This is a genomic window from Paludisphaera borealis, from assembly GCF_001956985.1.
Lineage (GTDB): Bacteria > Planctomycetota > Planctomycetia > Isosphaerales > Isosphaeraceae > Paludisphaera > Paludisphaera borealis.
This window is the reverse complement of record NZ_CP019082.1, coordinates 2,912,932-2,939,064: the sequence shown is the minus strand read 5'-3', so window position 1 is coordinate 2,939,064 and position 26,133 is coordinate 2,912,932. Positions and strand designations below refer to the sequence as shown.

Below are 26,133 nucleotides of genomic sequence, written 5' to 3'. Positions count from 1 at the left end.
CATCCTTACTCCCAGGGGGTCGACCATGGCGTCATCTCGTTTCGACAGTCCGCGATCATCACGTCGTCTCGTCTGGATCGGCCTAATGCTGGCTGCGGCGATGATCGCTCCGGCGCGGCTCGCCGCTCAGGACGACAAGCCGCGCATCGGGCCGATCAGCCTCGAAGAACTTAATCGCGACGTTCGACTGCGAATCCGGAAGCTCGCCGAAGCTGCGCTGAACGCGCAGCGGCCGGTGCAGAGGGGCTTGGAGGACGAGTTGATCAATCGCGGAATCGAGCAACGAGGCGAGGAGGCGGCGTACCAGCAGGCCAAGCTCGCGCGCGAGGTCGCCGAGATCAGGGTTAACGAATACGAGGAGGGAATCGCCGTTCTGGACCGCGCGACGATCATGGGCGAAATCCGTCTCGCTGAGAACTCGGCAGCCAGAGCGAAGGCGATGGTCGACAAGATCGAAGCGACCCTCCAGAAGTTGCAGAAGTTCGAGCCGACGCAGATCTACGAGATGACGACCGTTTACAACCTCCAGCAATCGTTGAGGGCTGCACAGCTTCAAATTCCGAAGTATCAGATCGAACTGGAACAGGCCCAGGGCAAGCTGAAGAGCTTCGAAGCATATCAAAAGCCGAAACGGACGAAGGAGCTGCAAGTCGAGGTCGAAAAAGCGCTCGCCGATGAATTGATCAAGAAGGAAAGCCTCGAGGCTTTCAATGAGGACCTCGCACTCATGAAGCAACGGGCTGAACTCGCCAAGAAGCGAAAAAAGCCGAACCGGGCGCCCCTATTCTCGGCCCTGGACGAAGCCGTTGCATTGGAGAGTACGTTGCAAACCCAGTTGAAGGAGAGCCCGCCGGCCGATCCCAAGGAACGCCAAAGTTGGGATGAGAGACTCGCCTCCCAGACGGCGAAGTTGAGAGCCGCTCTCGACAAGGCCGAACAGCTCTCCGACGACGTCGACTTCGAGCAGCTCGGCGAAAGGGTCCATGTACTGCTTCAAGACACGGAGGCCGCCCGGACGCCCAAGAGCGAAAAGTGACGGCCATAGCGCCGACGCGGCGCGGGGGCGATGGTACGCTACGAGAAAGGAAGGGGCGGCGGGATCCGAGTGTTTTTGGGACGGGTGGATCAAGGCGATGAGAAGACTGGATGCGATGGCCGGCGATCTCAGCCGGCGTGAGTGGATCCGGGCGACGGCTCTGGGCGTTTCGGGAATGCTCGTCGGCGACGCCGTCCTTGCCGCGCCTCAGGCGGTGAAAAAGGAGGACAAGCCGCCGATCGAGATCAAGGATTCCGACCTCGCCGAGGTCGAGCGGAAGCTTGAGAAGGCGGGGATCACCCGCGTCCACCGGCTCGACTCGGCGCACTACCAGGCGGTCGGCGACGCGGCCGACGTGTTCATGAAGTCGATCCTCGGCGACTGCGAGCAGCTTGCGGTCGCTTACCTGCGGCACTTCAAGGATCGCGGCTTCGAGATTCACGCGCCCGAGCGGTCGTTGATCCTGCTGGTGTTCCGCGACGATCGCTCGTTCGGCAAATTCTTCCGCATGCCCTCTCTGCCGGAGGCGGCCTCGAAGGGGATCGGGGCCCAGATGACCGGCGCCTACGACCGGTCGACCAACCTGCTGAACGTATTCGACTGGCGCAACGTGCCGATGGCCGCGCGGTCGTCGCACCTCAACGTTCAGACCGTCGCCCACGAGGGGACTCACCAGCTCACCTTCAACACCGGCCTTCTCAATCGTTCCGGCGACGTACCGGTCTCGATCATCGAGGGGCTCGGAACCTACGGTGAACCCCGCAAGGTGATCGGCCCCAGCGCGCTCGGGAGGATCAACCTGCGACGGCTCGACGATCTGGCCAAGCTTCAGCGGGTCACCGACTGGATTCCGCTCCATGATTTGATCGTCAATGACGCAATCATCCGCGAAGGGCTCGTCGTGCGGGTCAGCCTCGCCTACGCCCAGAGCTGGCTCCTGGTCCACTTCCTGCTGAACGACGCGGAGTTCACCCCCAAGTTCCGCGACTACCTGAACGCGATCCGGACGCGCAAGACCACCGCGCACCGGCTCGACGACGCCAAGCAACACCTGGGCGATCTCGCCGCCCTTGACCGTGCCCTGAAGGCCTATTCGATCCGTCTACTTCGATCGCTCTGAATCGGATCGCTTCGAAAGCGAGAACGGCGTGGGCCGACCGGAGAGGGAATCTCCAGGCCGTCCACGCCGTGTTTCGGTCGCATTCGTCGGAGCTGGCCGCGCTCAGTTGGCCTTGGGGTTGAGCATCGACGAGCCGGGCAGGGGGGGCAGCGAGGCGGTCGTCTCTTCGGGCGACGGCATCAGCTTGGTGGCGGCGTCGCGGACCTGCTGCGAGCGGTCGGAGCGGGCCATCTCGACGATCCGTCGCTTGACCGAGACCGTCTGCGACTTCTGGGCGCCCAGGGCCTCGACGGCGTGAATCCGGACCGATTCGTCGGCGTCGTGCGAGAGCTGGAGCAACCAGACGATCGGGTCGATGTCGTTGCGGTCCTTGACGAGCGCGATCACCGAGGCCCGCTGGTCGGCCTTGGGGCTGGTCATGAGACCCCCCAGGCTGATCAGCTCGTCGCTCAGCCCGCGCACCTTGAGAGTGGTCTTGGCGGCCTCGCGGATGGCTTCGTCCGTGTCATGAAGCCGCTTGAGCAGCATGTCCTCGTTCAGGACGCCGGGCCGGCCGGCGAACGAGAGCAGGACCTGACGGCGAACATCGGTGGCCGTATCGTCGAGGTAGGCGACGGCCGGCGCGGCCGCGGCGTCGACCGGGAGATAGCCGAGGGTGTTGATCGCAGCGATCCGAGTGCGGCCGTCGTCGCTGGCCAGGCATCGAAGCACGGGGCGATGCAGCCCTTCCTTCCAGTCGGCCAGGTTCTGCTCCTCGGCCGGCGTGAGCGACCGTCCGGGCATCCAGACCCAGAACCGGCGGATCTCGTTGAGCGCCGTGAATCGCACGAATCCCTCGGCGTCGGACAGGCTCGCCGTGTAGATGTCGTGCAGCGGCTTGAGCGCCTCGATCCATTGCGGGGGGGCCGGCTCGGCGCTGAATTTCTCAAGGACCGAGGCGGCGATGATCGCCGATGTGGCCCGCCCCGCGGGGTTGAAGCTCAGGAACCCCGCGCGAAGCGAGTTCAAGGTTTCCAGCCACTGTCCGCCCTCGGCTTCGCTCAGCGCGTTGCGAGGAGCGTTGTTCGCGTCGGCGACCCGCTGCTGCAAGATCCCCAGCGCCTTGAGATCACCGCCGCGGAGCCCCTGGTTGAGAGCCTCCCGCGAGCTGCCGTCGTCGGCCACGGCCGATACCGTCGCCGTCCCCCGCGCCGCCTCGTGCGGTCGCCGCCGCGCGGAGGAGACGAAGAACAGTCCCGCTCCGGCCGCGGTGAATGCCAAGACGCCCGTAACCCAAAGCCCCGCCCGACGTCGCTCTGGCATGCTTGCCTCCCTGCGTAGACCGGAACCAACTCCTTGATTCCCGCGTGCTCGATTGGAACGTCCCGATCCCGGCTCTGCGGCCGCGACGGGAAATCGCTCGACGGCTTCCGTTAGGACGTGCGAACTGGACAGCCGGCGCGATTCGAGGGACGTTTCGCCCGCCTTCCACGGCGGACTGCACGTTTCCGTCATCGGGCTGGATCATATTGAGAATCGCTTGTAGAGCAAGATCACTTCCGTTTTCTCTTCAGTTTTCCGGCTCGCCTGCCGACGAAGACCAGAACCTCGAAACGGACTGTGTCTGCGGCAGCCGAGCCAATTACGGAAACGCGTGCGTGGTCGCTTCAATCACCGCACTTCCTCTGCATGGGTTGCCCAGGCCTCCTATTTTATCTCTCGGTGCGGAGATTGCCTGGTTTACTCAGGAGAGGGTAAGGAAAGAGGGGGCGATCGGCCGATCCTAGAGTCTGTGGATAGGAGGAGCGCGGCCTCGGGAGAGGAGTCCCGGGAGTACCGCGGTGCCATGCGCGGCTGCGCGGCGACGGAGCGATTCATGAGCGGACCTGGAAACAGCCGATCACGCTCGGTAGGGGGAGGCTTCGGCCTTGGCCTCTTGCTGATGCTCGCGGTCTCGATCACGCCGCCGTCGACTTCGACGTCGTCGGCCCGGGCGGCGGGGCTGGGGTGGTCGCGGGTCGATCCCGCGCAGGTGGTCCCGCTCGATCAGATTCCGGCCGAGTTTCGGGAATCGGTCAGCGAGGTGATCCGCGACCACACGTTTCACCGGCAGGGCGACGCCGAGTCGTTCCCGTGCAACGCCGGGCTTTACATGTCGCTGGTGAACGAACCATCGATCACCCTGGCGCTTTGGAAAGACCTTGCGGAGTCGCCCGTGCAGGTCAAGCGGATCGGGCCCAACCGCTATCAGGGCGAGGACGGCTCGGGCTCGACGGCGACCTGGGACTTCGTACTTCGCACGCCGAAGGTCCACGTGCTGTTGGCTTACCTGAGCTACGTCAGCCCGCGCGGCAACGCAAAGATCGACGCCCGGATCGTTCTGGTGCTGCACACGGGCTATTATCGCGAAGTCAACCGCGAGCCGTACGTCCAGCACGACGTCGAGGCGTTCGTGAAGGTCGACTCGAAGGGCTGGAAGACGCTGGCTCGCACGGTCCGCCCGGTGATCGAACGCGTGCTCGAAGACCAGGTGCGTGAGGCAGGGCAGTTCGTGTCGTTGATGAGCCGGTTGGTGGTCATGTACCCCACGTGGGCCACGGACGTCGCGATGAAGCAGAACGAGGCCGATGAACCAGCTCGCGAGCGGTTCCGAGAGATCGTCGCCCAGAATCGAAAGCCGAACGCCTCGGACGGCCGCCCGGTGGTCATGACCAACCCCAACGAAGCCACCGCCGATACGAGACGACGCTGAAGTGTAAGAGAGACCCCGGAGCGGGCCACGGCCGATCGATCCAGGACGGCCCGCTCCGGCGCGGTCTTGCTCAGGCGTTAAGTTCCTCGTAGATCGCCTTGCGACCCGGGGCGTCCGGGTCCATCCCACAGCGGATCATCGCGATCCGCTCCCTGTGGACGATGATCATCTTCACGATGGCGCTCAGGGTTCCACACGCGATCGCCGCCAGGGCGATCCAGGCGAACCATGGGATGTGCTGGATAAGAGTCGTCATCATGTTGTACTCGACGACCATTGGCGTCATGATCGGACATCCTTCGTGATCGAGGAAGCGGTGCGTTTAGTCGACCACTTCTTTTTCGCTTCCGCCTGGTTTTTCTTGGACGGATTGCGGCGAAATCATGGAATTCGAGCAGGCGGCGATTCCGGTCGCCGCTGGGCGGCCACGCGCCGGCAAGAGCCCAATACGGCGAAAGCCCGGGCCGAGGGCGTGAACCTCGGTCCGGGCTCTGTGTTGGGATCGGCGAGGCTCGGCTCGGATCAGGCCGCTTGCACGCCGTCGGCCGTCGGCTTGATCGCGTGTGCCGCGGTCTGCGACGGCGGGGTCGGCTCGACGGAGAACCGAAGGCCCATGCGACGCGTCAGGTTCACGAACTGGTCGAGCAGGACGTAGAACACCGGCGTGACCAGCAGCGCGAGAATCAATGAGAGCATCTGGCCGCCGATGATGACCTTGGCCATGCTGGCCCTGGCTCCCGCGCCGGGGCCCTGGCCCAAGGCGATCGGCACCATGGCCGCGACGAGCATGACGGTGGTCATCAGGATCGGCCGCAGCCGCGTCTGGTTGGCCTCGATGGTCGCGTCGTAGCGCGACCTGCCCTTGGCTCGAAGCTGATTCGCGGCGTCGACTTGGAGGATGCCGTTCTTCTTGACGATCCCCACCAGCATGAACAGGCCGAACATCGCGTACAGGTCCATCGGCGTATTGAACAGGACGAGCGAGAGCATGCCGAAGGGGATCGTGACGGGCAACGCCATCAGGATGGCGATCGGCTGCATCCAGCTCTCGAACTGCGCCGCCAGGATCAGGTACATGAACGTGAACGAGAGGGCGAACGCGATCAAGAAGTAGTAGCCCGTCTCGCCGAGCGTCTTGGCCTGGCCGGTGAAGATGTACGTGTACTGGGGGGGGAGGTTCATCCCCTTCAGGATCGCCTCGGCGCGGCTCACGGCCTCGCCGAGGGCGATGCCTTCGGGGTTGCCGAGGACCGTCACAATCCTCTCCCGCCCGAGCCGCTCGATCTCGGTCGGCCCGCGCTCGTCGACCAGCTTGGCGAGGCTCGCGAGCTTGACGAGGCCGGCGGTCGGCGACGGCAGCGTAAGCTGGTAAAGCTCCTGGATGGCCGCTCGCTCCTCGGCCTCGGCCCGAAGCCAGACGTCGTACTGCTGCTCGCCGTCGCGGAACTTGGTGATCGGCAGGCCGCCGACCAGGACTCGCAACGTATCGGCGACGGTCCCGACCGGTACTCCCAGGTCGCTGGCGGCCTCGCGGTCGACGAGCACCTGAACCTCGGGCTTTCGAAGGGAGAGCGTCGTGTCGAGGTCGACGAGGTTCCCTTCCTTCTTGAGTTCGCCGATGAACTGCTCGGCGTAGCCCGCGAGCTTCTCCAGGTCGGGGCCCGCGAGATTGACCTGGAACGTCTGGGCGCGCCGGCCTCCCTGGAACGCCGAGACGTCGTTGACGCTCACGCGGAGATCGGGGTAGTCGACGAGGAAGTCGCGGGCCTCCTGCTGAACCGCGAACTGGGTGTATTCGCGCTCTTCAAGCTCGGTCATGCGCACGTAGATCGTGGCGCGGGTGACGTCCCCCTCGCCCTTGATCGACCGGCCCCCTTCCGTCTGCCCGATCGTCGTGAAGACGTGTTCGGTCCCCTTGAGCTTCCAGACGCGGTTCTCCAATTCGCTCAAGAGCTTCGTGCTGCGCTCGAGGCTGTAGCCCTCGGGGGTGGTCACGGTGATCTCGTACTCGCTCTGGTCGTCGCGCGGGATCAGCGACAACCCCATCCTCTTGCCGATCGGCACCGTGCTGCCGATGACCAGGATCGTCAGGATCACCACCAGGAACTTGAACCGGAGCGCTCCGCGGAGCAGGCCGACATAGCCGCCGTCGACGATCCGGTAGAAGAAGCCGGACTTCGATTTGACTTGGTGGTTGTGGCCCGGCTCGGCGGCTTCGAGCTTGAGGAACCGGCTGCAAAGCATCGGCGTGAGCGTGAACGACACGAACAGGCTCATGGCGACGGCGAAGGCCACCGTCAGGCCGAAGCTGGAGAAGAACCGGCCGACGATCCCCCCCATGAAGGCGATCGGCAGGAAGATGACGATCAGCGAGAGGCTCGTCGCCAGGACCGCCAGGGCGATCTCGCGCGTCCCCTTGCGCGACGCCTCCATGGCGTCCATCCCGTCTTCCTCCATGTGGCGGAAGATATTCTCGTGAACCACCACCGCGTCGTCGATCACGATGCCGATGGCCAGGATCAGCCCGAGCATCGTGATGTTGTTGAGCGTGAAGCCCATGTATCGCATGAACATGAAGGTCGGGATGATCGACGTCGGGATGGCGACGGTGGCGATTAGCGTGGTCCGCCAGTCTCGGATGAACAGGAGGATGGTGGCCGAGACCAAGACGGCGGCCAGCAGCAGGTGGAACTTCACCTCCTCGATCGACTTTTTGATGAACCGCGACTGGTCGCGGATGATCTCGATCGAGATGTCGGGCGGGAGCGCGGCCTTGAGTTTTTCGAGCCGGTTCTTGACGTCCTCGACCACCTTTACGGTGTTGACGCCCGACTGCTTCTGGACGACGAGGCTGACTGCGCCGTCGCCGTCGAGTCGGGCGAGCGTGCGGGGTTCCTCATTCGAGTCGACGGCCTTGCCGACGTCGCGGACCCGGACTGGGTAGCCGTTGCGGTTGGCGATGATCAAGTTGTTGAACTCGCTCGCCGTGGTGAGCCGCCCGAGCGTGCGCAGGACCAACTCGCGAGGCCCCTGATCGACGCGACCGCCGGGGACTTCGAGGTTTTGACGGACCAAGGCCTGGCGGACGTCGTCGACCGACAGGTTGAAGCCCGCGAGCCGGTCAGTGTCGACGACGACGTTCATGGCGCGGATCCGGCCGCCGACCAGGTTGATGGCGCCGACGCCGGAGACCGTTTCGAGCCGCTCCTTGATCTGCCGGCGGGCGATCTCGGTGACTTCGCGGAAGTCGCGACGGCCGGAGATCGCGATCGTCATCACCGGCATCGACCCGGTGTCGAACTTGTCGATGATCGGCGGCTGGGTGCCGTCGGGGAGGTCGGAGAGGATCGTATTGACCTTGTCGCGCACCTCTTGCGTCCCCACGTCGCCGTTCTTCGAGAGCAGGAACTGCGCCGTGACGATCGAGACCCCCTCCTGGGTGATCGACCGCAGCTCGTCGATGCCCGAGACGGTGTTGATGATGTCTTCGATCGGCTTGGTGACGGTGGTCTCCATCTCCTCGACGCTCGCGCCGGGGAGGACGGTCGTGATCGTGCAGACCGGAAAGTCGACGTTCGGGAACAGGTCGACCCCCAACTCGTTGTACGACACGATCCCCAGAACCAGGGGAATGGCCACGAGGACCCAGGTGAACACGGGGCGGTTGATGCAGATGTCGGAGAGCGTCATGGGAGATCCGGTGGATGAGTCGGCGGCGGCCGATCGACGGCGGAGACGCCTGTCTGGGCCGACACGCGGGTCAAGGGTTCTCGTACTCTCGGAACGGTTGATTTCGAGCGAGATTCGGAGCGGCGTCTTGGGCGAAGACTTCTTCCCTTCGCCCCTTGCGGGAGAAGGCGTGTTCGCATCGTTTTTTTTGGAACTCGGGCTATCGCGCGGGCGGCGCTTTCGCCTCGGCCGCGGCGTGTTGCGTCTCGTCGGCTTTGTGTTTCGGTCCGGCGTCGGGCGCGGGAGCGCGAACGACGATGGAGGTGCCGTTGGCCAGCAGCGACTGGCCGGTCGTCACGACCGTCGCCGTCTCCGGCAGCGAGGCGCTGGAGACCTCGACCCAGCCCGATCCTTCCTTGCCGAGCACAAGGTCGTCGATCGCGCGGACCTTGTCGTTCTCGACGAGGAACAGCTTGGTGACGCCCGCGAACTGGATGATCGATTCGATGGGGACGACGGCCGCCCGGGCCGTGGCGTCGGTGATGATCGTGGCCTTGGCGAACCCGCCGGGGCGCAGCAGACCCTCGGAGTTGGGGATCTGAGTCTCCACCTGAAAGGTCCGGCTGGTCGGATCGACCGAGGGATTGATTCGCGCCACCTTGCCTTCGAAGACCTTCCCCGGATGCGAGGCGACCGAGACCCGCACGGGCTGGCCCGCGCGGAGCGACGTCGTGTACCGTTCGGGAACGTTGGTCCAGAGCCGTAGCGGGTTCTCGATGACCAGGTCGTAGACGGCGTCGCCTTCCTTGAGGATCTGGCCCTCGGAGACCGACCGCTGCGTGACGGCGTAGACGGTGGCATCGGGACGGCCGGGGATCGGCGGGGCGACCTGGGGATGCGGCGAACGGATCGTCAGGTCGGCCATGGTCTGCTGGGCCTGATCTCGGGCGATGCGGTTGGCGATCGCCATGGCGATCACGTTGCGGGCCGTCGCCTTGGCGTTATCGTAGGCGGCCATCGCCGCCTGGTAGTCGTTCTCCTGGTCGCCAAGCTCCTGGGCCGTACCCGCCCCCTTCTTGCTCAAGGCACGCTGGCGGGCGAGGTTCTGGAGCGACTTCTCCATGGCAGCCTGCACCTGCCTGACGGCGGGCGCCTGACCGATGGCCTCTTCGGCCTGCTTGCCCCGGATCAGGGCCTCGGTGACGCCGTACCGCTTGATGAACTCGTCGGCCTCCTCGGCGGAGATCCCGAGCTTGACCAACTCGGCCAGATACCTCGACTGGGCGACGTCGAAGGCGAGCTTGGCGTCGATCGGATCGAGTTGCACCAGCGGCTCGTCGGGACGGACCCGGTCGCCCATGTCATGGTAGACCTTGAGGACCTTTCCGCTCCGCTTCGCGCCGATGGTCACCTGCTCCCAGCCCCGGAGCGAGCCGACGGCCTCGATCGTCCGTTCCACCGTCCGCCGTTCGAGCGGCGCGACCGTGACGGGAACCGGCTTGGCGTCGAGGTCGGCCTTGGACGAAACCTTGGCCCCTTCGTGGGAACATCCGGCCTGGCCCACGGCCGCGCCCAGGGCGAGAATCACCGCGTATCGATGTTTCATGAGGGATCATCCCGGCCGTCGCGTTCGCGACGAACGTCAAATCCTCGGAGTAGGTCCGCGACGAGCACGCGCGCACGGTCCTCACCGAGAGGTTTATCGCCGTACAAGAAATCAACCGTCGAGATCACGATCATCCCGCGGCACATCGTCATGCACGCCTCGACCCGGTCGCCGGGGATGACCCCGGCTTCCGCACAACGACGCACCGCCGCCTCCGTCCACCGCTTGAGGTCGACTTTGCAGCACTCCGTGTCGGTGGCCATACCCGACGCTTTGGGACCGAACAGCAAGGCGTACAAGAACCGCATGCGATCGGGATCGTCGCGGCAGAACGCGAAGTGTGCTTCGAGGACTTGTTCCAGACAGCGCACCGGGTCGACCTCGGTCTCCACGGCCAGCTTGAGCCGCTCGACCAGGCCTTCCAGGGGCATCGAGATCAACGCCTTCGCCAACCCTTCCTTACTCTGGAAGTAGTAATAAAGCGTCGGCTTCGCCACCCCCGCCGCCTCGACGATCTCACGCACCGACGTCGCGTCGTACCCCCGGTCGGCGAACAATCGCGCCGCCACCCGGGCGATGTGCCGCGCCACTTCACTAGCCCCCGGATTCACCGGCGACGACGCCATTGAGACACCTTCCGAGATCGAGAGGGTAGCCGAACAAGTGGGTTTACCGAACGGTAGGTAGTTCGTCTACCGAGCGGTAGGTATTATTGAGGGGCCCCGAAAAACCGTCAAGGTCGATCTGGAGGAGAGGGGCGGATGGTTGGGGGTGTGTGGTTTGCGAGGGTGATTCCTCTCGATGCGTCGTCCGGGAGCGTACAATCGACGGCGAATCGGGTCCAGCCCGGCTGCGGCTGGCGTGTTGAGGATTTCCACGGCATCGAGATCGAGAGGGCATGTTATGAACGTGAAGCGCGCGATTACCGACCGGATCACCATCGCCGATCAGCCCGAGGCCAGCGACCTGGCCGACCTCAAGAAGGAGGGGTACGTCGGCGTCGTGAACTTGCGGAACGACGGCGAGCCCGAGCAGCCGTTGAGCGTCGACGAGGAAGGGACGAAGGTACGGGCGCTCGACATGGCGTACCTGCACTTCGGAGTCGGCTCGGCGCCGCTTGCCGATCCCGGCGTCGTCGAGGTTTGTGACTTCATCGACCGACTTACCGACGAGGGGAAGGTGCTCGTCCACTGCCGTAAAGGGGGGCGGGCCGCCGCGCTCGTCTTGCTCCAGCAGGCGCGGGCCGGCGGCTGGAAGGCCGACGAGGCCCTCGCCAAGGGCGAAGCCGAGGGGCTGCGCCTCGATGGGGGCCTCAAGACCAAGGTCGAGGATTACTTGCGGTCGAAATCCTGATCCGACGGCCTCTTGGCCTCATCCCAGATCGGGCCGTAAACAGCCTTGTCGAACGGGGGGCAGCCGGTGGCGAACTGGCCCAGCTCATTGTGCTTCGAGCGCATCAGGGCGGTGCAGTAGCTGAAGGTCCGGCAGAGACGCTTGGGGTCGAGCGGCTCGCCGCTTGCGATCCGGACGCCGAAATCGGGCTGGGAGAGCGAGCCCCGGCCGACTCCCATGAATGTCGCGCGGCCGGCGGCCACGTTCGCCGCGCCGGCTTCGAACGCGAACACCTGGAGCCAGCTATAACCCGACCCCACGACGGCCAGGTCCGGGAAGGCCGACTGAATCTGGGCCGTCAGCCGGAAATGGCGGTCGACGCCGATCAACGGGTGCTCGGGCGTCTCGTAGCCGTCGGGGGGCGGATACTCGAACGGCCGGAGCAGGTGCGGGCTCGCGTATGGGTTGCCGAGCGTGACGTTCACCAACCCGACGCCGAGCTTTCGCAGTAAGCCGATCAGGGCGATGGGCTCGTCGAGATCGGGCTCGCGCGGATCGTTGGCCCGCGTCCCCCAGGTCGACTGGACCGGCGACGCGAACGGACAGGGTTCCCCCGCGCCGTCCGGTCCGACCTGGTAGGGCGCGCCGTCGAAGACGTTCATCCGGGTCGCGACGATCTTGCCCGGGTGCGCCTCGCGAATCCGGCCGGCGACTTCCCGAACGAAGCGGGTGCGGTTCTCGAATGAACCGCCGAACCGCCCAGGGCGCGTCCGGGCGGACAGCAGCTCGTTGAGCAGGTAGCGGTGGCACTGCTTCAGATCGACGAAATCGAAACCGATCCGGTACGCCAGGTCGGCGGCGGCGACGAACGTATCCTGAAGCCGCAGCAGCTCGTCGTCGGAGATCAGCGGAAAATCCGGTCCGGCTTTCGTCCCGGTCGCCTTGTCGACGACGGTCCGGGGATCGAGCAGGGGATCGTGCTGCGCCAGGATCGGCCGGGCGAAGCTGTAGCGGCCCGAATGCGTGAGTTGCAAGCCGACGATCAGGTCGTCGTCGTCGCCGCATTCCCCGCGGTGGGTTTCGCGGCAGGTCTGAACGATTGCTCCGAGGCTCGCGGCGTTGGCGTCGTTGATCAGGAGCTGGCGTGGGTTGGCCCGGCCCTCGGGGACCACAGCGCAGGCTTCTCCCCAGATCAGCTTCGCCCCGCCGCCGCCGAACCGCTCGAAGCGGCGGATCGTCAAGGGGCCGGGCTTGCCGTCGGGCTCGGCGTCGCAACCTTCCATCGGCTGGACGGCGAGCCGGTTTCCGACCTTCCGGCCGTCGACGTCGAACGGTTCGAGCAGCGGCGACAGGTCGGGCAGGAGTTCAACCGCTAGGCCCAGCCGGCTCGCGTCGTCGGCGAGCTGCACGCTCTTCTTGTATTTGAAATAGCGGGACACGTGCGGAATCCTCGCGGAGGTCGTCCTAAGATGGGATAAGGAGGAAAGGTCGCGGCGGCTCGACCCATCGTGGCACGGGGGGCGTGGGTTGGCAAGCTCGCCTCGAATCGGCAACGCTGGAACCGCCGGCCGTCGTCGAGGGCGCCCCCGCCTTGACTCGGGAAAAACCAAAGTCCTAGAGTGGATAAGGTAAGCCCATCTTGTGGATCGTGAACCGGGTCGCGTCGCGCGACGTTGCAGTCCCGCACGCGACGTCGTCGCATCTCAGCCTCGAAGGCTTCGCAGGAGTTCTCCATGCCGCGCCCTGGTCTCAAGCAGGTTGGACGGATCATCGTGGCGGTAGGCGTCGTCGTTCTGGCGGGCGCCGGGGTCGGACGGGCCGGCGAGGACCCCCGGATCGCCGAGAAGTTCCTCCAGGCGCTGCGCGACCGCGGCCTGTTCGACGTGGCACTCGATTACATCGACCAGCTTCGCGGCGATCCGGAGATCCCGGCCGAGATGAAATCGGTGCTCGATTATCACGAGGGCAAGACGCTGATCGACGAGGCCGCCAAGAGCGGCGACCTCGTGCGCCGTCGCGAGCTGCTCGACCAGGCCAGCCGCCATCTGGAACAGTTCGTCAAGGAGCATCCCGACAACCCTCTGTCGCGCGAGGCGCTCGTCGAGATCGCCCGGCGGATCTTCGAGCGGGGCCACCTCGCCATGCTGGTGGGCGAGGAATCGCAGGACCCGGCCCAGAAGACGGCCAAGATCGAGGAGGCCCGCGTCTCGTTCCAGCAGGCTCACGAGGCGTACAACAAGGCCGCCGAACAGCTCGCGGCCGAGAACAAGACGATCCCCGGCTTCCTACCCAAGGACGACCCTCGGCTGGCGCATCGCGACAAGGTTTTCGCGTCGATGCTCGACGCCATGCTCCGGCGCGCCGTGACCGACTACGAACTGGCCCAGACGTACCCCGCCGCCTCCAAGGAGCGGATCGACAAACTCAACGAAGCGCTCAAGCAGTTCGAGACGCTCTACAACGACTTCCGGACGCAATTCGCCGGCCTGACGGCCCAGATGTGGCAGGCGAAGTGCTATGAGGAACAGGGGAAGCTCGGCGAGGCGATCGGAATCTACCAGGCGTTGCTGCGACAGCCCGACCCACGGCTCCGCACCCTGAAACGCAACGTCCACTATTTCTACATCGTCGCGCTGGCCAAGCGAAAGCAGTTCGCCCTGGCAGCCGACGAGGCCGTCGCCTGGCTTCAGACCTACAGCCAGCGCGACGAGCTGCGGTCGCGCGAGGGCCTGGGCGTCTTGTTCGAGCTGGCCAAGAACATCGACGCCCAACTCACCCCGGAGACGCCGGTCAACGAGCGCCAGCAGGCGTCGAAGAAGATCGTCGACGCCCTCGTCCAGGTGGTCCGGTACGCGTCGCCTTTCAAGAAGGAATCGCTGGAGATACTCAAGAGATACAAACCGAACGCCGCCGTGCAGGCCCAGGAACTGAGCCGGCTGACGTTCGACGACGCCGTCGCGCAGGGCGAAGAAGCGATCGCCTCGCTCGACTTCGGTCGGGCGATCTCGTACTTCAAGGCCGCCGTCAAGAAGGGCGACCTGGTGCGCGGCATCGACAAGGTCAACCTGGCTCGCTACAACCTGGCCTTCGCGTATTACATGAACAAGCAGTATTACGAGGCCGACGTGCTGGCCGAGCACCTGGCCAGGCGGTATCCCCAGGGAGGGCTATCGCCCAAGGCGTCGGCGATCGGCATGCAGTCGCTGATCGACGCCTACAACGAGAACAAAGAGCGCGATCGGGTGGCGGACCTGGAACGGTTCATCGACCTGGCCAAGTACGCGGCGAAGACCTGGGCGGACCGCGAGGAAGGCGACGACGCCCGGCTGAACCTCGGCCAGGTCTACCTCGGGCGAGGCCAGTACGACGAGGCGATCGCCGAGTACGCCGCGGTCCGCGAGCGGTCGCCGAAGCGCAACGAAGCGCAGAGCCGGCTCGGCGCCGCCCACTGGGCCAAGAGCCGGGCCCTCGACCGTCAGGGCGACGCCGGGAAGGCCGCGGCCGCGTCCGAAGCGGCGATCGCGATCGACGTCCTTCAGAAGACGCTCGAAGCGAGAAAGTCGGGGGGAGCCGCCGTGGGCGACGTGGGCTTCCTGAGCAACGCGGCCGATCTCGGCGTGGCCTTGACCGAGACCGACAAGCCCGAAGCGGCCCTCGCGCTGCTCGCCCCGATCGTCCAGCAGCAGGCGACGAAGTCGGGCGTCGGTTACGCCCGGCTGATGGAAGCGTACCTGCTCGCCCAGATCAACGCCGGCCAGGTCGAGCCGGCGATCGTCTCAATGAAGGCGATCGAGCAGGCCGGAGCCGGCACGAACCGGGCGCAGCTCTACTACAAGCTCGGCAGGCTGCTGGAACGCGAGCTGGATCGGCTCCGAGAAAAGAAAGACTTGAAGGCGCTGGCCGCGACGCAAAATTCGTTCCGGACGTTCTTGAAGGCGTTGACCGAGAACAAGACGGGGCAGACGTACGAATCGCTACAGTGGGCCGCCGAAAGTCTCCTGTCGCTCGACGCCGGCGCCGAGGCCGAGGTCGTCCTCAAGCGGGTCCTCGACGAGGCGATCAAGAACCCGGAGTTCACCAAGCAGGAAGGTTCGTCGGAGAAGTTGCTCCGGACGAGGCTCAGGCTGGCCACGGCCCTGCGGCTTCAGCAGAAGTTCGACGAGTCGGAAACGACGCTTGAAGGAGTTCTTTCCGACCATGTCTACAAGCGGTATATCGAGCCGCAAGTGGAGCAAGGGATGCTCCTCGACGCCCAGGCTGAGGCTGGAAAGGCGAACTGGAACGCCGCCGCCGCCCACTGGCAAGGTCTCGCCCAGAAGCTCGCTCGGCTGAAACCTCGCCCCGCGTCGTACTTCGACGCCTGGTATCACGCCGCGCACGCGCTTTCGAAGGAGAAGCAGACCGCCAAGGCGCGACAGACGCTCATCGGCGTGATGCGGCTGAACCCGGGGCTGGGCGGTCCTGAGATGAAAGTAAAGTATGAACAGTTCCTGGAAACGCTGAAGTGATCGGGCGGTCGCTCGGCCCGTCGGACTCTGGCTTTTTTCGTTCCTCCGTGTCGCAAGGGTCTCCCCGCATGACGCCTCTTCGACGTTCGCGAATCGCCTTACGGCTCGCCCGCCGGGCCCTCCTGTGCTGTGCGGCCCTGGCCGCCGCGTCGGCCGCCCGGGCCGACGTCGTCACCCTGATCGCCGGCACGACCTTCAAGCAGGGGCAGGGAGGGGCCGTGCGCGGGACCGTGCAGTCGGAGTCGCCGGCCGAGGTCGTGGTCATGGTCGGCGCCACCACGATCAACGTCCCCACCGACCAGATCGCCCGGATCGAGTACAGCGGCCAGCCCGCCTCGCTCCAGCTCGGCGAAACCCGTGAGTCCAGCGGCCAGTACGACGACGCCGTCGTTCAGTTCAAGAAGGCCGCGACCGAGGCCGCCGGCAAGCCGTTCATCATCGAGACCGCGCTCGTCAACGAGGCCGAGGCCCTGGCTGAGATCGCCCTGGTCGAGCCCGACCGCATGAAGGAAGCCAAGGATCGTTTCGCCGCCTTCATCCAGGCGCATCCCACCAGCCGCCACATCGCCGCGGCCCGCGAGGGCCTGGCCCGGCTCCAGTTGCACACCGAGGACTACAAGGGGGCCGAGGCCACCGTCGCCGAGCTGGCCAAGCTACCCAAGTCGTCGGAGCGCGCGACGGTCCTCAAGGCGCGGCTGCTCGCCCGGCGCGGTGATCACGCGGGCGCGATCGCCGAACTCGACAAACTGATCGCCACCTTGCCCGACAAATCCCAGCGGCAGCGCGAGGCGCGGCTCGCCAAGGCCCAGAGCCTGGTCGGCGACAAGAAGTTCAAGGACGCCGAGGCGCTCGTCCGCCAGGTGATCGCCGCCGCTCCCGCCGAGGACGTCGCCGCGGAGTCGGCGGCCTACAACACCCTGGGCGACTGCCTCCGCGCCGCGAACCGCCCTCGCGACGCCGTCCTGGCCTATCTGCACACCGACCTGCTGTACGCCAAGGACAAGCAAGAACACCCCCGGGCGCTCTTCCAGCTCGAACGCCTGTTCCGCCAACTGGGGAATACGCCTCGCGCTGAGGAGTACGCCCAGCGGCTCAAGCAGGAGTATCCCCGAAGTTCGTGGCTGAGCGTCCCCGCCGAGCCGAGCGGCACGTGAGCCGAGCCGCGCGGGCGTCAGGAGGCGTCGCGGTCCAGGTCCGCGGCGTCCTTGCGCTGGGTTCGGCCTTTCCTCGCGAAGATCAAGGCGGTTCCGGTCGCCCAGAGCGCGAAGCCGACGATCACGGTCCCCCAGATCTGATTCGTGGTGATCCCGAATCGCGACCCGACGTCCACGGCGTCGTTCCGCCCCGAGAGCATCAGGATCGTCACGCCGAGCAGCTCGATAGCGAGCCCGAGGATGCGCAGGATCGGCCCGACGGCTTGGGCTTGGGACATGAATCGGTCTCGACGAAAAAGGGAGAGAGGCGAGCGAGAGCCGCGGCCCTCGCTCGCCGGAAGATCGTTGCCGCGCGTCGTCAGACGGCGGGCAGCTCGTACCCCTTGCGCGCTTCCCGCGCGAGGTGCTTGTTGGCCTCGGAGTCGTTCTTGAACGTCTCGGTCGCGGCGTCCCAGAACAACTTGCGACCGACCTTGTAGGCGATGTTGCCCATGTGGCAGGTGTTGGTCGAATAGTGCGCCGTCTGGACGTCGGTCGTCGGCTTGGCGCGCGAGGCGAGGCAGTCGAGGAAGTTGCGGACGTGCGCGTCTTGGCCGTCGACCCCCTTGGCCGTCGAGGCTTCAAGGTCGATCTTCCGGAGCGGCCGGTCGCCGTGGACGAGCTTGATGCCGTAAGGGAGCACCGTCTTGTCGGGGATCACTTCGTAACCCGAACGGTCGAGCATCAGGCTGCCGTCGGTGCCGCAGAACAAGATGCCGTAGTCGTGGCCGTTGAACTTCAGGCCGTTCCCCTTGCGCATTGAGTACGTGAGCGTCGTGCCGGGGAACTCGTAGACGACCTGAAGCGTGTCGGGCGTGTCGCGGTCGTCGTCCGACGTGACCACGCCGCCGGTCGCGTATACGCTCTCCGGTCCCTTCGAGTTCAGCGCCCAAAGGACGATGTCGTTGAGGTGGACGCCCCAATCGCTCATCATGCCCCCCGCGTAGTCGAAATACCAGCGGAACAGCAGGTGGAAGCGGTTGAGGTTGAACGCGCGCTGCGGCGCGGGGCCGAGCCAGCGGTCGTAGTCGACGCACGCCGGCGCTTCGCTGTCCGGGCATCGGCCGAGGCCGGTCGGGCTGATATTCTCATAGTTCCAGGTCTGGACCCAGAAGATCTTGCCGAGCTTGCCCGACTGGACGATCTCGACGGCCTTCTGAAAATGCGAAGACGACCGCTGCTGGGTGCCCACGGCGATGATCTTGTTGTATTTGCGGCCCGCGGCGATCATCGCTCGGCCCTCGGCGACGTTGTGCGCGACGGGCTTCTCGACGTACACGTCCTTGCCGGCGGCGACGGCCTGGATGGTCGGCAGTGCGTGCCAGTGGTCGGGCGTGGCGATGATGACGGCGTCGACGTCCTTGCGGTCGAGCATCGCCCGGTAGTCGCGGCTGACCTTGGGCCTGTCGCCTTTCTTCTCTTTCTTGATCCGGTCGGCGGTGTTTCCGGAGTGATGGTCGTCGACGTCGGCGATCGCCACGATATCGACGTCCTTCTGGGCGAGGAACGAGTCGAGGAGCTGTCCACCACGGCTTCCGGCCCCGATCAGGCCCAGCCGATACCGACGACTCGGGGGCTCCTCGCGGCCGATCGCCGGCGCGCCGAACGCCGCCGCGGCCCCCGCCGCAATGCCCGCCGTCTCCACGAAATTGCGTCTCGTGACCTGCTCACTCGCCATGTTTCGTTCGCCTTTCCCGGTTGATCGATCAAGTCAACCCGGCAGAGAGATGCCGGCGGATGGATGAAGCCGATCGTACTTCTTTCCCGTTACGATTGATAGCCTGCGGACAGGCTCGCGGCAAGCGACCGGTCGCGACCGCCCGGCGTCGGCCGTCGAGAGCCGGTTGACGACCGCTGGCCGGCTCATTAGCTTTGAGGGAATGATCGATCGGCGAATGCTCAAGTCCCTGTAGCGATTCCGTTCTCCGTCGCGTTCCCGTGCGAGGCCGCTTATGAAATCCCGAGCCGGATCGTGCGCCCGAGTCCTGTGCGTCAGCCTCGCCGTCCTCGCGACGATTGAGGCGCGGAGCCAGAGCCTTCCGACGTCGGCGACCATCGACGCCGTCCCGCTCGAGTTGACGATGCCCGAGCGGTTCCAGATCGTCTCGACGCTCGAACCGATTCGCCGGGTCTTGATCGTCGCTCCCGCCGACGGGCTGATCCGCAGCCTCGACGCCGGCCTGGGCTCGACGGTCCGCGAGACCCAGCAGATCGCCGAACTCGACCGCGCCGAGGCCGGCGCCAGGCTCAAGGTCGCCCAGGCGGAACTCAAGGAAAAGCAGGCGCAGGTCGCGATCCATCAAATTCCGGACGCCGTCGGGCTGGCCCAGGCCGAGGCGGCTGAGGCGCGCGTCGAGCTGGCTCGGATCGCCCTCGATCGGTTGACGCTTCGCGCGCCGTTCGCCGGACGGATCGTCGCGGTCCCCGTGACCTCCGGCCAGTTCGTGCTCAAGGGAACGGTGATCGCCGAGCTTGCCGACGTCTCGGCCCTGAAGTCGTGGGTACCCGTCGACCGCCGCGTCGCCAAGGCGGGGGGGGATCTGTTGGTCCAGATCGAGGACCAGGATCAGACCGCCAAGATCCAGTCGATCGGGCCGCTCCCAACGACCGACGAGTACAAGCCGCTTCGCGAGCTGGCCGCGCCGTTCGCGACCGCCTGGGTCCAGGTCGCCAACCCCAAGGGCGAGCTTGACCCCGGCTTCCGCGTTCGCAGTTCAAGCCTCCCCGTCACGGCGATCGCCACGATTCCCAAGGGGGCGGTCAAGCCCGTCACGGCCGGTGCCGAGCCTTCGCAAGTGCAGGTGATCCGCAACGAGTACGTCACCAATGTGCCGGTCAAGGTGCTGGGCAAGGTCGGCCCCGACCGTCTCCAGGTCGCCGGCGCCTTCCGCGCCAGCGACGGCCTAATCGCCTCGTCGTCGTCGCCCTTGCTCGCGGGCACGCTCATTCGCTTCGGCCAGGGTGTCGCGGGCGTCGAAGGCACGACCCCCGACCCCGCCCGCCGCGGCCAGAACGCGTCGGTCGCCGCTCCTGCCGATCCCCCCGCCACTCGCCAACGCACGACCCCGACCCCTAAGCGTTCCGCCCCAGCGCCCGCCCCCGCCCAGGGCGCCACGCCGTTCTGACGCATCTATTGTAGCCGGCCTCTTTGAGGCCGGCCTGTCGTCCGGCCCGGCCCGGGGTCACATTCCCCGGCTACAATAAGAAAGCTGGATTCCCTCCTTGACTCAGTCTGCGCCTGTTGTATTATTGTGTTAATACAACTGTGGCCGCTTGCGGAGTCACGTCGTGCGGATACACATCTCAACGAATGAAGGTGTTCCGATCTATTTGCAGATCGTCAACCAGGTGAAGTACCTGGTGGCTTCGGGCCGGCTGTCGGCCGGCGAGGAGCTGCCGCCGATCCGGGTGCTCGCGGAGCAGCTCGTGGTCAACCCCAACACGGTGGCGCGGGCGTATCGCGAGCTGGAGGGGGCGGGGTTGGTCGAGAAGCGGCGGACGGCGGGTACGTACGTCGCCGACAACGGCTCGCGGTTGGCGCGCGGCGAGCGGTTGAAGATCCTGGCCGAGCGGATCGACGCCTTGCTCGCCGAATCGCGGCAGCTCGGCGTGTCGTTGGAAGACGTGCTCGATCTGATCCGGAAGCGCGACGTGGTGATGCGCAACGGCGAGGAAGGGGGGGGCTCATGACGACCGAAGGCGTGGACGGCGTGATCGAAGTGTCGGGCCTGTCGCGGCGGTTCGGCCGCTCGCTGGCCCTGGACGGGGTTCAGCTCGATGTCCCTCGCGGCCTGGTCTTCGGCCTCGTCGGCGAGAACGGCGCGGGCAAGACGACGCTCATCAAGCACCTGCTCGGCCTCTACCGGGCGCAGACCGGGACGGTCCGCGTGCTCGGCGGCGATCCGGTGACGCAGCCGGTCGAGGTCCTGTCGCGGATCGGCTATCTGAGCGAGGACCGCGACCTGCCCGACTGGATGCGGATCAGCGAGTTGCTCAACTACTTGCGGGCTTTCTATCCGACGTGGGACGTCGCCCTGGCCGATCGGCTGCGGAACGACTTCGATCTCGACCCGCAAGCACGGATCAAAAGCTTGTCTCAAGGCCAGCGGGCGCGCGTCGGGCTGGTCGGGGCTTTGGCCTTTCGGCCGGATCTGCTGGTCCTCGACGAGCCGTCGACGGGCCTCGATCCGATCGTCCGCCGCGACATCCTGGCCGCGATCATCCGGACGATCGCCGAGGAAGGGCGCACGGTCTTCTTCTCGTCGCACCTGCTCGACGAGGTCGAGCGCGTGGCCGATTCGGTGGCCCTCATCGATCGCGGCCGGATCGTCCTTTCCGGCCCGCTCGACGAGATCAAGCGATCGCATCGACGCCTGACGCTCCGCTTCGACGAGTCCCAGCCGCAGCCCCCCGCGCTGGCGGGAACGGTCGTCTGCGACGGCTTCGGCCGCGACTGGACGGCCGTCTGCCCCGGTCCGATCGAGGCAGTCGCCATGCAGGCCGCCGGCCTCGGCGGGCGGATCGTCGAGGACCAGACGCCGTCGCTCGACGAGATCTTCGTGGCCCAGGTTGGAAGCCGACGACACGCCTCGGTGGAGGGCTGAACCATGCTCACTCCTGGACTCACAATCATCGCGCAGCCGTGGATTCGGCATCGCGTCGGCATGCGTGCCGTCCTCGTCGCGCTCGCGATCCTGCTCATCGCAAGTCGTCCCCTCATCGCCTGGTCCGGCGGCGAGTGGTGGTTGATCCGCTTGCTGACCGTGGCGATCCTGTCGGTGATCTCGGGATACATCCTCAACGCGATCCTGTTCCTGGACCGGGAGGGGGACCTGGCGTCGGGGTATCCTCGGCGGCTGTTCGTGCTCCCGGTCTCGGCGACGACATTGGCCTTCTGGCCGATGGTTCTCAACGTCGCAACGGTCACGACCCTCTGGCTCTTGACGGTCGCGATCGTCCCCGACAGCTTCACGGCCGCGCCGCCGATGCTACTGCCAATCCTCCTACTGGCCGCCGCGGTCTCGTGGCTCCAGGCCATGGTCTGGTGTCCGTTCGGCGCAAGTTGGTATCGGCTGGTCGTCTGCCTGACCGTCTACATCACGCTCGCCATGCCGCCGCTCGTGGCCAAACTGGTCTTCGAGATCGATTTTCCATGGGAACTGCTCCTGACCGCTTACCTGTTCGGGGCCTGGGGGCTCGCCTACTGGGCGGTGTCGCGTTCGCGACGGGGCGACGTCTGGATGCCGCGCCTGAAAGGCGGGAAGCTCGTGAATCTCGCGTCGGGGGCGTTCGAGCGTCGGCGAAGTTTCGGCTCGTCGGCCTCGGCGCAGCTCTGGTTCGAGGCGCGTTGTCATCTCTGGATGCTGCCGTCGATCACGTTCTGGTTCTTGGCGGTCTTCATCGTCTTCCTCGCGGCCACGCCGTTTCGGGCGACGCAGCCGGTCTTCTCCACGTCGTTGCTCGCGCTTGCGTTCGCGAGCCCGCCGCTGATGGCGCTCTCGGTGAGTGCGCGTTTTGGTCGGTTCGAGCCGTTCTGGTGGGCGGGGTCGCCGTCGATTGGGTTCATGGGGACTCGGCCGATGACGACGCAATCGCTGGTCGTGGCCAAGTTCCGCAATGCACTTGCGAGCGTCTTGCTGGCCTGGGGCGTCGTGGTGGTTCTCGTCGCCGTCACGGTGCTTGGAAGTGAAACCTGGCTCGACACGGTCGAGCTGCTCAGGAAAGCGGCCAGACCCTATGAAGCAAGGAGTGCGTGGCTGATCGCGAGCCTCGCGCTGATCTTGACGCCGGCGCTCTCGTGGAAGTGCTTGACCAGCGGCCTCCCGTTCGGTCTGACCGGACGCCGATGGGTCGTCGAGTCCCACGCCTGGGTGTTCGCGGCGGTCACGATGGCTCTTGCGGTTCCCCTCGTCTGGCTTGTGGGACATCGCGAATGGCTGCCGACGCTGATCGAATCAATCCCGCTGTTCATCGTCGCGCTGGCGCCGTTCAAGGCGATCGTGGCTGTCGTCGGCTTTCGGAAAGCGATCGGCCGACGGCTGATCGATGGCCCCTATACGGCGGGAGCGTTGGCGATCTGGCTTGCGTTCACGTTGTGCATGTGGGGGCTCGCCTGGCTGGTGACGTCGCCGTTCGACCCGCCGTTCTCGGCCTTCTGGATGCTCGGCGCGGCGGCGATCACCTCGCCGCTGGGCCGGTTCGCGCTGGCTCCGCTGGCCCTCGACTGGAATCGACACCGCTGAGTCACGGCGTCGTCTTCGCCTTCTTGCGGCGGTTCTTGAGATGGGTCCAGACCTGCTTGCCTTGCTGGCCGAGCTGGCTCATCACGCGGCCCGCTTTGGAGCGGCTGGCCACGGCCTGGAGCCTTCGCAACAGCGCGGCGCGTTCGGCGCGGTGGAGCTGGGCGGCGAGGGCGGGGAGGACGTGTTCGACCATGCCGAAGGATGATTGCTCGGGCAGGCCGGCGGCGGCGAACGTTGAGAAGCCCGGCGGCAAGGTCGCGCGGAGCGAGTCGAAGAGGTTCCGCACGGCGGCTTCGCGCACACCCTGGCCGGCCGACCAGTCGTAGGGAGGCGCCCAGACCGGCCCGAACTCGGGGCGATCAACGCCCGTGACCACAACCAGGGCAGGCGGGGCTTCGCGGTTGGTGTGCTGGAGGAAGTACCGGTCCCAGGCCTCGGCGAAAGCGACGTCGGCCGGTCGCAGGCTCTTGCGGCCGTCGATGACCAGGATCAACAGGTCGCAGCCGACCGCCGCCTCGACGGCCGCTTCGCGCGTGTTGCGGTCGGTTCGCGAGTCGTGTTCGGGCGTGCTCCGTGTGGAGTAGCCGGGGACCTCGACGTACCGCACGTGCTTGAGCCGATCGACGAGCGCGCCGTCGAGCCCCATCCCTTCGAGTCGCGCCCGGATCGGCCGGTCGTCGCCCTCGAAAACCTCTTTGGCAGCGGCGATCAAACGGGATTTCCCCGACTCGCGGGCACCGACGACGTCGATGATGAGCGTGTCGCCGCCGTCTGGAAGTGCAGGCAACGAGCCTCGGCGGGTCAGTCGGCGGTACTGGTCGGCGCCGATCGCCAGCCGGCCGCTGAACAGCTCGATCAGGTGGACGCCCATCCGGTTGACGTAGGCCTGGAAGAACCACCGCAGCACATTCTGCTGCATGTTTTTCCACGCCGGCTTGACGATCAGCTCGCGAGTGCCGATTCGGGTTAGTCCGCTGAGCGGGTTGAGGAACGGCGAGACCAGGGCGTAGAGGTCGTTGGCCTTCGAGATGTAGCCGGCCATCTGGATTGCCCGCCGCCAGTGCGACAGCGTGATCAGGTCGCCGCCGGGCACCTGGCGGGTCAGCTTGGCGAGGTCCTCGGCGGCCAGTTCGAGGGCCGTGAGCAGCTCGACGACGGGCACCTCGTCGAGCGGGTGGGTCGAATCCGGGTGGTAATGCGCGGCCAGGTGCTTGAGCAGCTCGCGGCCGGTCTCGATGTAGCGGTCGCCGTCGATGAGCGCTTCCATCGCCAGCTTTTCGGCCTCTTGGGCGTCGTCCTGAACGATCTTCCAGGCCTCGCGGTCCTGTGGCGAAAAGGTTTTCGGGGCGTCCCAGTCGAGCGGCGGCATGACCGTGCGGACGCTCGTCGTCCACCGCGCGGCGAGGATCGCGAACGCCCCGCCGGCCACGATCCACGCGATGACCGCGACCAGCAGCCAGCCGCGTTCGATCAGCCAGAGCGTGCCGAAGCCGATGTACGCCAGGAACGGTCCGACGAGCAGGATCAGCAGCACGCCCGTCCGCCACTCGCGGAGGAGAATCTGCAACCCGGCTCGCCACGGCCTCAGCATGTCACCCATGTCGTCGTTCCGATCCGCTTCCCATTCTCACGACCGCCTCGGGAAACCGGACGCGGTCCGAACGATTCCTCGCTCGGTTTCTCGACAGCGAATCGCGCGCCCGCTCGGCAAGAACGTTGAATCGGCTCACTTCGCGTCCGTCGGCGGTTTCGGCTTGCGGTGGTCGTTGACCTGCAAATCCTCGGGAAACGTGAGCCGGAAGAGTCCGTCCGGGAGCTTCTTATTGACGACCCAATCGGAGTTGACCCCCTCGAACCGCCATGACATCGCTTCAGGGCCGCCGTCCTGCGGGACGTCCACGCTTTCGTAAAGCACGCGCATCGGCAGCCAGATTCCCGGCGCGATTTCCTCGTGGTCGTCGGATTCGATTCGCGTGTACTCGCGAAAGCCTTGCTCGGGAGTTCTCATCATCAGCGCGGCACGACGGACGATCACGCCTCGCTCTATGTCGATCCAGAAGCGTTGCTTCCATTCCGTGCCGTCCTTGCTGGTGAATACCTCGGTCTCCGCCACGACGACCGGCCGCGACTGGCGCGCCTTCCATTCGACGACGCGACCCTTCTTGGCGCGCAGCGTTGATGTGACGGTCTTCTGGAAGTAGCGGGTCGTGAATTCGAGCGGGTTGACGCCGTGCCAGGCGGGATAGTCGCTGATCTCGGCGAAATGGGGCTTGCCGTCGGCGCCGGAGGTGAGCGACGTCGCGACCTTGCCGTCGAAGGCCATCGACCACCGGCCCTTGTACGTCCGGACTTCACCCTTCTTCGGCCCGAAGTTGACCTGTTCCCCCTCGCAGTCGTACCACGACCGCCCCTCGCGGTCGACGACGAATTTCGTGGTCATCTCGACGCGCACCGGCTTGTTGCCGGGCATCATGGACCGATCGTGCTTCACGTACCGGGTCGTGACCGAGAGGTTGTCGATCGCGGCCTCGGTCCGATCGAGGCGAGCCAGCACCTCGTCGATCGTGGGAAGCGGTGGTGGGGCCGCTTCGAAGCGAGCCGGAGCGAGGCACACGATCAGGAGCGCGAGGTGAAGCGCCATCGAATAAGACTCCGCGCGACGACCTCGGCCCGGTCGAGCCGACGTCGACTCGAAG

20 protein-coding genes are annotated in these 26,133 nt (G+C 66.0%); 10 read left to right on the top strand and 10 right to left on the bottom strand.

The features are described 5' to 3' along the window. Window positions 1-25 precede the first annotated feature (25 nt). Window positions 26-1,036: a coiled-coil domain-containing protein gene (locus BSF38_RS11400; protein ID WP_145952079.1), complete on the top strand. Its 1,011-nt coding sequence runs from the start codon at window positions 26-28 to the stop codon at window positions 1,034-1,036. Between the two features lie 97 nt (window positions 1,037-1,133). Continuing rightward, window positions 1,134-2,156, top strand: coding sequence for a DUF1570 domain-containing protein (locus tag BSF38_RS11395; RefSeq protein WP_168189363.1), 1,023 nt, complete (start codon window positions 1,134-1,136; stop codon window positions 2,154-2,156). Between the two features lie 102 nt (window positions 2,157-2,258). On the opposite strand, the gene BSF38_RS11390 is transcribed toward BSF38_RS11395, so the two are convergent. Beyond that, window positions 2,259-3,458, bottom strand: coding sequence for a HEAT repeat domain-containing protein (locus tag BSF38_RS11390; RefSeq protein ID WP_076345682.1), 1,200 nt, complete (start codon window positions 3,456-3,458; stop codon window positions 2,259-2,261). Window positions 3,459-4,011: 553 nt separating this feature from the next. Here BSF38_RS11390 and BSF38_RS11385 point away from each other — a divergent pair. Further along, entirely contained in the window at window positions 4,012-4,887 is an 876-nt protein-coding gene (locus BSF38_RS11385; RefSeq protein WP_076350768.1) for a hypothetical protein, read from the top strand. A gap of 70 nt (window positions 4,888-4,957) precedes the next feature. Here the strand turns inward: BSF38_RS11385 and BSF38_RS11380 are convergent, their stop codons facing one another. The 4 genes from BSF38_RS11380 to BSF38_RS11365 form a co-directional block, all read right to left on the bottom strand. Beyond that, window positions 4,958-5,173 carry a hypothetical protein gene (locus tag BSF38_RS11380; RefSeq protein ID WP_076345680.1) on the bottom strand — a complete coding sequence of 72 codons (216 nt, stop codon included), beginning with the start codon at window positions 5,171-5,173 and terminating at the stop codon, window positions 4,958-4,960. A gap of 236 nt (window positions 5,174-5,409) precedes the next feature. Further along, window positions 5,410-8,577, bottom strand: a complete 3,168-nt coding sequence (locus BSF38_RS11375) for an efflux RND transporter permease subunit (RefSeq protein ID WP_076345678.1) — start codon at window positions 8,575-8,577, stop codon at window positions 5,410-5,412. A gap of 199 nt (window positions 8,578-8,776) precedes the next feature. Further along, on the bottom strand, window positions 8,777-10,162 hold the full coding sequence (locus BSF38_RS11370; RefSeq protein ID WP_076345676.1) for an efflux RND transporter periplasmic adaptor subunit: 1,386 nt from the start codon (window positions 10,160-10,162) through the stop codon (window positions 8,777-8,779). Beyond that, the gene (locus BSF38_RS11365; RefSeq protein WP_076345674.1) at window positions 10,159-10,788 is read right to left on the bottom strand and encodes a TetR/AcrR family transcriptional regulator; all 630 of its coding nucleotides are present in this window, start codon (window positions 10,786-10,788) and stop codon (window positions 10,159-10,161) included. The genes BSF38_RS11370 and BSF38_RS11365 overlap by 4 nt, the downstream gene beginning before the upstream one ends. Window positions 10,789-11,065: 277 nt before the next feature. Between BSF38_RS11365 and BSF38_RS11360 the strand changes: the two genes are divergently transcribed. Then, the gene (locus BSF38_RS11360) at window positions 11,066-11,515 is read left to right on the top strand and encodes a protein tyrosine phosphatase family protein (RefSeq protein WP_076345672.1); all 450 of its coding nucleotides are present in this window, start codon (window positions 11,066-11,068) and stop codon (window positions 11,513-11,515) included. Here the strand turns inward: BSF38_RS11360 and BSF38_RS11355 are convergent. After that, window positions 11,494-12,933 carry an oxidoreductase gene (locus BSF38_RS11355; RefSeq protein ID WP_076345670.1) on the bottom strand — a complete coding sequence of 480 codons (1,440 nt, stop codon included), beginning with the start codon at window positions 12,931-12,933 and terminating at the stop codon, window positions 11,494-11,496. The genes BSF38_RS11360 and BSF38_RS11355 overlap by 22 nt on opposite strands. 294 nt (window positions 12,934-13,227) lie before the next feature. Here BSF38_RS11355 and BSF38_RS11350 point away from each other — a divergent pair, with 294 nt between their 5' ends. Continuing rightward, entirely contained in the window at window positions 13,228-16,002 is a 2,775-nt protein-coding gene (locus tag BSF38_RS11350; RefSeq protein ID WP_076345668.1) for a tetratricopeptide repeat protein, read from the top strand. Between the two features lie 68 nt (window positions 16,003-16,070). Next, window positions 16,071-17,156 carry a tetratricopeptide repeat protein gene (locus BSF38_RS11345; RefSeq protein ID WP_145952077.1) on the top strand — a complete coding sequence of 362 codons (1,086 nt, stop codon included), beginning with the start codon at window positions 16,071-16,073 and terminating at the stop codon, window positions 17,154-17,156. Window positions 17,157-17,173: 17 nt separating this feature from the next. Here the strand turns inward: BSF38_RS11345 and BSF38_RS11340 are convergent, their stop codons facing one another. Both BSF38_RS11340 and BSF38_RS11335 read right to left on the bottom strand, forming a co-directional pair. After that, complete coding sequence (locus BSF38_RS11340) at window positions 17,174-17,434, bottom strand: hypothetical protein (protein WP_076345666.1); 261 nt, start codon at window positions 17,432-17,434, stop codon at window positions 17,174-17,176. A gap of 80 nt (window positions 17,435-17,514) precedes the next feature. Then, window positions 17,515-18,873 carry a Gfo/Idh/MocA family protein gene (locus tag BSF38_RS11335; RefSeq protein ID WP_076345664.1) on the bottom strand — a complete coding sequence of 453 codons (1,359 nt, stop codon included), beginning with the start codon at window positions 18,871-18,873 and terminating at the stop codon, window positions 17,515-17,517. Between the two features lie 274 nt (window positions 18,874-19,147). On the opposite strand from BSF38_RS11335, the gene BSF38_RS32445 reads away from it, so the two are divergent. The 4 genes from BSF38_RS32445 (at window position 19,148) to BSF38_RS11315 (ending at window position 23,437) form a co-directional block, all read left to right on the top strand. Next, entirely contained in the window at window positions 19,148-20,320 is a 1,173-nt protein-coding gene (locus BSF38_RS32445) for an efflux RND transporter periplasmic adaptor subunit (protein WP_076345662.1), read from the top strand. A gap of 163 nt (window positions 20,321-20,483) precedes the next feature. Further along, window positions 20,484-20,885 carry a GntR family transcriptional regulator gene (locus BSF38_RS11325; protein WP_076345660.1) on the top strand — a complete coding sequence of 134 codons (402 nt, stop codon included), beginning with the start codon at window positions 20,484-20,486 and terminating at the stop codon, window positions 20,883-20,885. Beyond that, window positions 20,882-21,799 carry an ABC transporter ATP-binding protein gene (locus tag BSF38_RS11320; RefSeq protein WP_076345658.1) on the top strand — a complete coding sequence of 306 codons (918 nt, stop codon included), beginning with the start codon at window positions 20,882-20,884 and terminating at the stop codon, window positions 21,797-21,799. The genes BSF38_RS11325 and BSF38_RS11320 overlap by 4 nt, the downstream gene beginning before the upstream one ends. A gap of 3 nt (window positions 21,800-21,802) precedes the next feature. Beyond that, window positions 21,803-23,437, top strand: a complete 1,635-nt coding sequence (locus BSF38_RS11315; protein WP_145952076.1) for a hypothetical protein — start codon at window positions 21,803-21,805, stop codon at window positions 23,435-23,437. Window position 23,438: 1 nt separating this feature from the next. Here BSF38_RS11315 and BSF38_RS11310 read toward each other — a convergent pair whose 3' ends face one another. Both BSF38_RS11310 and BSF38_RS11305 read right to left on the bottom strand, forming a co-directional pair. Next, the gene (locus tag BSF38_RS11310) at window positions 23,439-25,037 is read right to left on the bottom strand and encodes a GTPase family protein (RefSeq protein ID WP_076345654.1); all 1,599 of its coding nucleotides are present in this window, start codon (window positions 25,035-25,037) and stop codon (window positions 23,439-23,441) included. Between the two features lie 126 nt (window positions 25,038-25,163). After that, window positions 25,164-26,078 (bottom strand): hypothetical protein, encoded by a 915-nt coding sequence (locus tag BSF38_RS11305; protein ID WP_076345652.1) that lies wholly within the window; start codon window positions 26,076-26,078, stop codon window positions 25,164-25,166. Between the last annotated feature and the right edge of the window lie 55 nt (window positions 26,079-26,133).

What these genes read in the sequence shown, in the direction of transcription:
- BSF38_RS11400 (WP_145952079.1), top strand. Translation starts at nt 26, where the DNA reads ATGGCGTCATCTCGTTTCGACAGTCCGCGATCATCACGTCGTCTCGTC.
- BSF38_RS11395 (WP_168189363.1), top strand. Translation starts at nt 1,134, where the DNA reads ATGAGAAGACTGGATGCGATGGCCGGCGATCTCAGCCGGCGTGAGTGG.
- BSF38_RS11390 (WP_076345682.1), bottom strand. Translation starts at nt 3,458, where the DNA reads ATGCCAGAGCGACGTCGGGCGGGGCTTTGGGTTACGGGCGTCTTGGCA.
- BSF38_RS11385 (WP_076350768.1), top strand. Translation starts at nt 4,012, where the DNA reads ATGAGCGGACCTGGAAACAGCCGATCACGCTCGGTAGGGGGAGGCTTC.
- BSF38_RS11380 (WP_076345680.1), bottom strand. Translation starts at nt 5,173, where the DNA reads ATGACGCCAATGGTCGTCGAGTACAACATGATGACGACTCTTATCCAG.
- BSF38_RS11375 (WP_076345678.1), bottom strand. Translation starts at nt 8,577, where the DNA reads ATGACGCTCTCCGACATCTGCATCAACCGCCCCGTGTTCACCTGGGTC.
- BSF38_RS11370 (WP_076345676.1), bottom strand. Translation starts at nt 10,162, where the DNA reads ATGAAACATCGATACGCGGTGATTCTCGCCCTGGGCGCGGCCGTGGGC.
- BSF38_RS11365 (WP_076345674.1), bottom strand. Translation starts at nt 10,788, where the DNA reads ATGGCGTCGTCGCCGGTGAATCCGGGGGCTAGTGAAGTGGCGCGGCAC.
- BSF38_RS11360 (WP_076345672.1), top strand. Translation starts at nt 11,066, where the DNA reads ATGAACGTGAAGCGCGCGATTACCGACCGGATCACCATCGCCGATCAG.
- BSF38_RS11350 (WP_076345668.1), top strand. Translation starts at nt 13,228, where the DNA reads ATGCCGCGCCCTGGTCTCAAGCAGGTTGGACGGATCATCGTGGCGGTA.
- BSF38_RS11345 (WP_145952077.1), top strand. Translation starts at nt 16,071, where the DNA reads ATGACGCCTCTTCGACGTTCGCGAATCGCCTTACGGCTCGCCCGCCGG.
- BSF38_RS11340 (WP_076345666.1), bottom strand. Translation starts at nt 17,434, where the DNA reads ATGTCCCAAGCCCAAGCCGTCGGGCCGATCCTGCGCATCCTCGGGCTC.
- BSF38_RS11335 (WP_076345664.1), bottom strand. Translation starts at nt 18,873, where the DNA reads ATGGCGAGTGAGCAGGTCACGAGACGCAATTTCGTGGAGACGGCGGGC.
- BSF38_RS32445 (WP_076345662.1), top strand. Translation starts at nt 19,148, where the DNA reads ATGAAATCCCGAGCCGGATCGTGCGCCCGAGTCCTGTGCGTCAGCCTC.
- BSF38_RS11320 (WP_076345658.1), top strand. Translation starts at nt 20,882, where the DNA reads ATGACGACCGAAGGCGTGGACGGCGTGATCGAAGTGTCGGGCCTGTCG.
- BSF38_RS11315 (WP_145952076.1), top strand. Translation starts at nt 21,803, where the DNA reads ATGCTCACTCCTGGACTCACAATCATCGCGCAGCCGTGGATTCGGCAT.
- BSF38_RS11310 (WP_076345654.1), bottom strand. Translation starts at nt 25,037, where the DNA reads ATGGGTGACATGCTGAGGCCGTGGCGAGCCGGGTTGCAGATTCTCCTC.
- BSF38_RS11305 (WP_076345652.1), bottom strand. Translation starts at nt 26,078, where the DNA reads ATGGCGCTTCACCTCGCGCTCCTGATCGTGTGCCTCGCTCCGGCTCGC.